Annotated in this window: 3 protein-coding genes; all 3 read right to left on the reverse strand. The window is 44.3% G+C overall.

The annotated features are described in order from the left end of the window. Positions 1-731: family 16 glycosylhydrolase (locus U9Q77_13640; GenBank protein ID MEA3288399.1), on the reverse strand; the 731-nt coding region annotated here is incomplete at its 3' end. A gap of 219 nt (positions 732-950) precedes the next feature. Continuing rightward, positions 951-4,271 carry a glycosyl hydrolase gene (locus U9Q77_13645; GenBank protein MEA3288400.1) on the reverse strand — a complete coding sequence of 1,107 codons (3,321 nt, stop codon included), beginning with the start codon at positions 4,269-4,271 and terminating at the stop codon, positions 951-953. Between the two features lie 127 nt (positions 4,272-4,398). After that, on the reverse strand, positions 4,399-6,997 hold a 2,599-nt coding region (locus U9Q77_13650; protein MEA3288401.1), incomplete at its 5' end, for a lamin tail domain-containing protein.

Raw genomic sequence — 6,997 nt, forward strand, 5'->3', positions numbered from 1 at the left:
GGCGGATGGATGTCAACTCGACCCTCTTCACCGGGACGTGTCAGACACAAAATCATTTGACCTTCTTCAAAGACAACGTTTTCAGCAACCAGCAGTGCATTATTCCCATTCCAGGACCAACCATCACTCTTCTCCCACCTGATTGGATCATATTCATCAAAATCATCGAGCCAGACAGGAGTAAAATTCTGGTCATTGCCAACAGACCCCGTTCCAGGCGTATAAGCGGCATATGACACCCAATCATAATATGAAAATCTTGGTAGAATTCGATCATCCATGATCCCCACCCAATCTTCATAAATGGGTGTCCAGCTATTCATCATCAGCTTACCCGATTGAAAAAGCGCATCGATGTGCGTACCGGTCTGGCGATAAAATTCCTCACCATCCATAAACCAGGCTACATAGTTTGGAGTCCATTCAATGGAATAGGTATGGAAATCAAGATGAGGATTAAAATCCAGGGGATGCTGGCGAAGATGGGAACCATCCACATTAATGACATTTACATCAACATTGTCTGAATACCGTCCCAGAATCTCAAAATCAATTTCAGCCCAGAGCGTGGTCGGTACTGAATCATTGTAGGTAAAAAAACTGTTCAGGATACCCGGTCCTTGAGCAGATTTGATACTGGCCTCGAAACGACCGTATTGAAAGCTTTCTCTAGTGCGTAATTCTGCACCTCGATAGGGCTGACCATGTGCGGAGATAACAATACCAATCATTAGGAGAATCAATTTTATGTATCGAATCATTAAATCCTCTGACTATAAATATCACCCCTGCTAATATGCCATTTGGAGGCTTGATTCTGGCCATATTTTTGACACTTCGTCATTCGACATAGGTCGTCATTGGTACTGGGTGGATAGTTGGTTCTTTTGACAGGCTCAAGGTCCGATTCCTGAGCACGTCGAAGGGCGGTTTATGAGCCTACCGGTGGATTATTTCAACATCAACATCTTGATCGTCTTAGTGTACTCCCCAGCATGAAGTCTAGCCAGATATAGACCAGCCGGCACTGCTCGTCCTGATTTATCCAAACCATTCCAGACAGGTTCGTACCAACCAGCAGCCTGATATCCTGAGCACAACATTTGCACTGCATTTCCCCGAATGTCATAAATGACCAGGGAAACATTTGCAGCTTCAGGTAATCCAAACTTCAGGGTGGTGCTTGGATTAAATGGGTTGGGATAATTCTGTTCCAATTCGAAATAGCCAGGGATCTCTGGTGATCCTCTACCTGTAATAGCCGTAGATGCCTCTATCTCAATCCAATTCAAATTAAATCCGCCAGTATCAAAACTAACATGCATAATTTGCTCACCAGCGCTCAGAAAAACATCCGGAATCTGAAGCTCTTGCCAGAATTGCCAGCCACCTGTCACCGGTATACTTCTTACACCTGTCAAGTCAATTCCATTAAATTCAATATGCAAACTCCCTCCACCGGGGACTGAGGCAATCATTGGAATAACGTTGTATATCCCAGCTTCCGATACATCTATGGTGAATTCAACCCATTCTCCATTTTCGATCCAACCGATGTTATAACCACCACCAACATCGTTGGATGCTTCAATATCAACCCCCTCTGAACTTCTGAATGGTACGCCAAGGTTTACAGCGTCATTGTCGTGATAGGCAACACCCTCGCCACCCAAATCATAAAATTCTGCCTGTACTACTCCTGGAATGGCAAATGGGATTCCCAAATAGGGCGTTCCATTTTCTAGTACAGTTATCATAATGCTGTCAGTTGTTGAGAGATTTTGCTCGTTCGCGACAGTCAATGATACATTAAAGATTCCAATTTCCGTAAATCTGTGTTCAACATCAGCAGCATCAGATGTTTCCCCATCATTGAAATCCCAAAAATATGATATGGACGATCCATACGGATCAAAACTATTACTCCCGGTGAACTCTACTGTTAATGGTAGCTTACCGGAGGTTCTGTTGCTTTGTATCAGGACAACGGGTGCATCAGGATTGGCATTTGAAGTACTGAAAGAATTCATTTCCCTGGGGGCTACAGACATTGAAAAACCATCAGAAAACGTTACCAACCGGTCCTCTGAACCAGCATTATAGGCAATATATGTTATATCATCTGCATCATCCTTGAAAACAGAATAGGTTGGGATATCTGCAAAGATAGTTGTATCAACCTGTCCCATCTTCTTCAAATTGTACAACCAGTGCAGCGTATGAGCCCGAGACTCTCCATCAAACGGTAGGTAAGAATTGTCTGCATAGTAGTAGGACAATGCTAAATCCGGATCCGCCAGGGCCAGGTACTCCCATAACACATCCTGCCACATATTGGGTTGTCCGTTGTTTTCAGCCACAATTTCATCATAATTTTCAAGCACATAATCGGGGTGTCGGCCCAGATATACTGAGCCACTCGTAACAGGAAGAATATTGATACCATGAATCTGCTCAGGCTCCGCACCAAACCAGGTGGAATGGACACCTTTTGCACCCCATACCATTCCCAGGGCTACATGAGCATAATCTGCGGGAAATACTTCATTGTCAACATCAAACCAATATTGCTCGATGGCTGTTGTTTCCGTAGTGTACAGAAAAATACCCAAATCGCGGATATCATGCTGATTGGTTGCCTCACCCCAGAGAATCACAGCCGAGGCAAAATTCATGGACTCAGAACTGGATTCCTGATTGTTCCCGTCGCCAAAGTCACCATGTCCAGCTGCCCAGGAATGACCTGCATAGGAGTCATGGGTTCTTAAGTATGGAAACTGGCCATCCTCCCTATCCCAGTTGTTTGAATCTTTGATTAGCAGATTTACCATTCCTCCCCAGTTCTCCTGGGCGGTCCATGTGCTATCGTATTGGGCAATAGTTGCTGCAGATACGATCGCATAGCTAGCATGGAAGTGATGATCATTAATTTGATTGTCCGCCCCATACCCGGAGGGATATCCCGTCAGGACGTCCCAATTATCGTTATAGGAATATTCCTGCTCACCCCCCACAGTAAACCAATCTTCCAGACGATTTTTCAGCTCCGAGAGGAAGTGATCACGCTCAGTGATGGCTCCAAGTTGATCCGCTATGTGAACCAAATTCGCAAAACGGGCCATGGCTTTCCCATTTTCATAGGACGGACCGATGGGTAAGGTTTCACTGGCCACACTTTGAACAAGAGCCAACAGCTCGGCACGATTGTAATTTCCCTGATCAGGAAGAGCCGGCAAAATTCCAGAGAATGTCAGGTCAGTGGTAAATGAATTGCCTTCAAATAGCTTTTGTAACCCACGGGGAGATTGATAATTGTAGTCTGTCAAGGGGTTCGATGTAGTTAGCCACTGGTGTCGGTAGAGCGCAGTTAGCGTTTCATTTATATTTGCTGCATTACCATCATCCATCAGAGTTGTTTCATAGCTATAGGTGGTGGTCAATTCTGCTGTAGTCTCGTTGTAAATCCAATCGACCGTACTATTCGTTACATAGGCATAGGCATGGCTTCTAAATAATTCAAGCGTCAGAGGATTTGTATCTGGTAAAAGTGCTATGGAAAGATAATCCTGGCCATTAAGGTTCGATTGGAAGGTGCTGGTTCCTAACCAGGACGATCCAGTGGGACCAAATATACCGAAATGTTTACCGTCAATTGTAATTCCAAGCACCTCATTTTGTTGGTACCAGATGCTTGGGTTTTGAGAAGAATTAATGACAGCATCTCCGCCAGTTATTCTAAAGAATGTGTATGGAAGACCGTGACCCAAAGTAGCCTCCATCGATCTTGCACCACTTTCCCACAATGCAGTTACGGTCCAGTCCCCATAGCTATCTACCACTGTTCGAGAAGCAGCTAATCCGCTGACACCAACAGTTAGCTGATGGGAATATGGATATAAATAATCGTTGGCCGCAAATATATAGTTTGGAGTATATCCTATTTGCAGTCCTGTATTTACGGCTCTAAAATTTAAAGGGTGAGCAAAAAGATTGTTGGAATGAGGATCTCCATAAAAGGGATAAATCAGACTACTCCAGAAATCATTTGTCTGGATTTGCTGATCAAATGAATTAGATATTTTCGGAATGGCAGTCGCCCCAGAAGCAGTTTGTGGCCCAATTGCCCCCGGAGGTAGCGCAGTGCTGTAACTTCCAGCTCCAACTTCAACAGCTTGCCCCAGGGATTTGCCTGTCAGGGAAAAAATTAGACATAAGAAGAAGACGGTGAGAGCGCCTGGTTTTTGTACGAAATTATTTCGATATCTGATCATGATTTCCCCTTTACCGATGAACTGTTTTGGGATATTTGCATCAACATTTTTTTAATCCCGACAACCATTAATAGCATGAAGGGCTGGATAAATCCAGCCCTTCATAAAAACGCTCAGACGATATGATCTACTTCAGATAAAGCATCTTGATCGTCTGAGTATATGTTCCAACTTGTAATCTTGTAAGATATAGACCCGTGGATACTGGAATTCCAGCATTATCAAGTCCATTCCACTCAAGCTCATACCAACCAGCAGGTTTGGAACCTGATTGCATAGTTCTGACAACATTTCCACGAATATCATAGATAATCATGGAGACTGCAGATTCTTCCGGGATTCCATATCTGAGGGTTGTACTTGGATTGAATGGATTTGGGAAGTTCTGTTCCAGAACTGATTCCTCAGGCAGCATGGCAAGGTCTTCTACGCTTACAACGGTTGTATAGAAGTACCAGTTATCGAAATAAACGATAGTAGATCCATCACCACCATCAACCTTGAACTGAAATATATCAGATAATCCGAGACCCAGGTCAGTGAAATGACTCAGGGGGATATCAACACTAACCCATTCTTCAGTTGCAACTGGTAGAGCAAAAACCTGCTCGCCCGTTGTACGGCTGATGAGGAAGAAGTTCAATGCTGTGGCATTGGGTGTCCAGAAATCAACGTGAATATATTCATATCCCGTCACATCCTGATCCACACCCTCTGCACCACCAAGATTGGTACCCTGGTAATTCAGATCGACATATTTCAAGGTGTTATCACCAGCAACTTCTTCATTGCTGACAACCGTGGATTGGCCCCAGTCAGGATTGAAATTGGTCTCAGCCAGATCTGTATAGGCACCACTGAAGATAGATAACACCTGATCAGCATTGACATCTGGTATGGGAGCAGCCACTACTGGAACTGCTGGCGGTGGGGTTATATGCCAGCCTAAAGTGGGTGGCGTATAATCATTAGTCGCTGGATCAGCAACAAGCCACTGGGAATCCAGGGAATCGGTTCCGGCTGACATTTCCCAGTTGCCGATGTTTCCAAACATCACTTCATTTTTTCTGATCAATGTATGATCTTGGGTTGCTTCAGCAACACCAGCTACATCCCAGCCATCTCCTGGATCTACATTTTCAACTCCGATGGCATCTATAATCAAACCATCCTTGAGCAGGGCGATACCATCATCGCCATTGTAGTGTACAGGACTTTCATATTCCAGAATCATATTGGCCAGAGCCAGGATATCTGCATTAGCCTGATCTGGTGCGATAATAAACACATCACCTGCAGCCAGTATTCCAGATAGGGTTGTATCCCGGTCTCCCCCATCTCCCCAGGCAGTTCCATTGTTTGTTCCCTGCACAGAGTAGCTTGAGAGATCTACATCAACACCCGTGGGATTATAGATTTCCACATATTTGTTACTACCTTCACTTCCCTCACTATATTCAGAAAAGAACAGACCTGGGAGAGGTTCTTCCTGAGAAGATGAGAAAGTAATATTATCAATATGGATTATGTTGTCCTGGGTTCTTCCTCCCATGTCAAAATCAGGAATGATTACAATTCTGTTGTAACTATTTCCTATTTGATCAGCAAAGTTGAAACTCAATTCTTCCCAATCATTTGTGACAGTATTTGGAATCTGAATTTCAATCGGAGGACTTGCGCCTTCTAACTTGATAGCGAAATTGCTAACGATAGGTTTATGAACCATGATTTTTACAAGGGCGTTTGTGGTATCAAAGGTAAACTCACCAATATCGTCAGTATAAAACAGGGCCCATGGCTGTCCAGCCTGCAATGCAGTAAACCGACCTACAGTTGCTGAGGTATTAATCCCACCACTCACTGGATTAGCGATAACCTCCAAAGCTGGATTGGTAGCATTTTCTTCTACCGTCCAGGTCCAGTCTGCACCATGTCCACCAACTTCAAAATCAACAGGAGCGTGTGGTCCGGGAAGGACGACCTCTTCAGCATAAAAGTATACATTATCTACATATACCGTATTCGGATCTGAAGTGATAATCATCTGGGCTAGGTGAGCCTGTTCTGACAGACCTGCAAAATCAGCCATTGGAACATCAATACTCACCCAGGATCCAGTCATAAGCGGTGGGTCGGTAAATTCCAACTCATGTTCTGTATCATCACCGCCACCAAAGGCACCATCGGCACCAAAGTCAACCAGCTTCACCTTGAACACGGCTGGAGCAGCAGTTGGATCAGGAGTCCAGAGATCTAAATGGAAATGGGTCATTTCAGAAGCGTCTACAGGTGCTGAAGTAAATTCCACACCAGCAAATGTCAGATTTGTATATAGTTTTACATCATCTCCAACTACCTGAGCATCGGCAACATCTGCAGCATCCCATTCAGCGGACCAGGTATCAACTGTTACATTGGTGTAGGCATTACTGAATAGTGATACAACATCAGCTTCATCTTGTGTGGGCACAGGTGCAGCCACTGTGGGTTCGGTAGGAAGCATCTGCGGAGAGAAAGTGATATTATCGAGGTATACCAAGTTGTCCTGAGTTCTACCATCCAGGTTAAAATCTGGAAATACAACTATCTGATCATAGCCTTCCTGGTGATGTGTTGAAAAGTCAAAGGTGAGTTCTTCCCATTCATTAACGACTGTGTTCGCAACTTTTACCTCTGGCAGTGCCCAACCATCAGGTTTTGCCAGTTTTATCCCAACATCACTGATC

It is taken from the genome of Candidatus Neomarinimicrobiota bacterium (assembly GCA_034716895.1).
GTDB lineage: Bacteria > Fidelibacterota > UBA8477 > UBA8477 > JABMPR01 > JABMPR01.

Bases quoted from the DNA above. Each gene is read 5' to 3' on its own strand.
- U9Q77_13645 (MEA3288400.1), bottom strand. From the start codon at position 4,271: ATGATCAGATATCGAAATAATTTCGTACAAAAACCAGGCGCTCTCACC.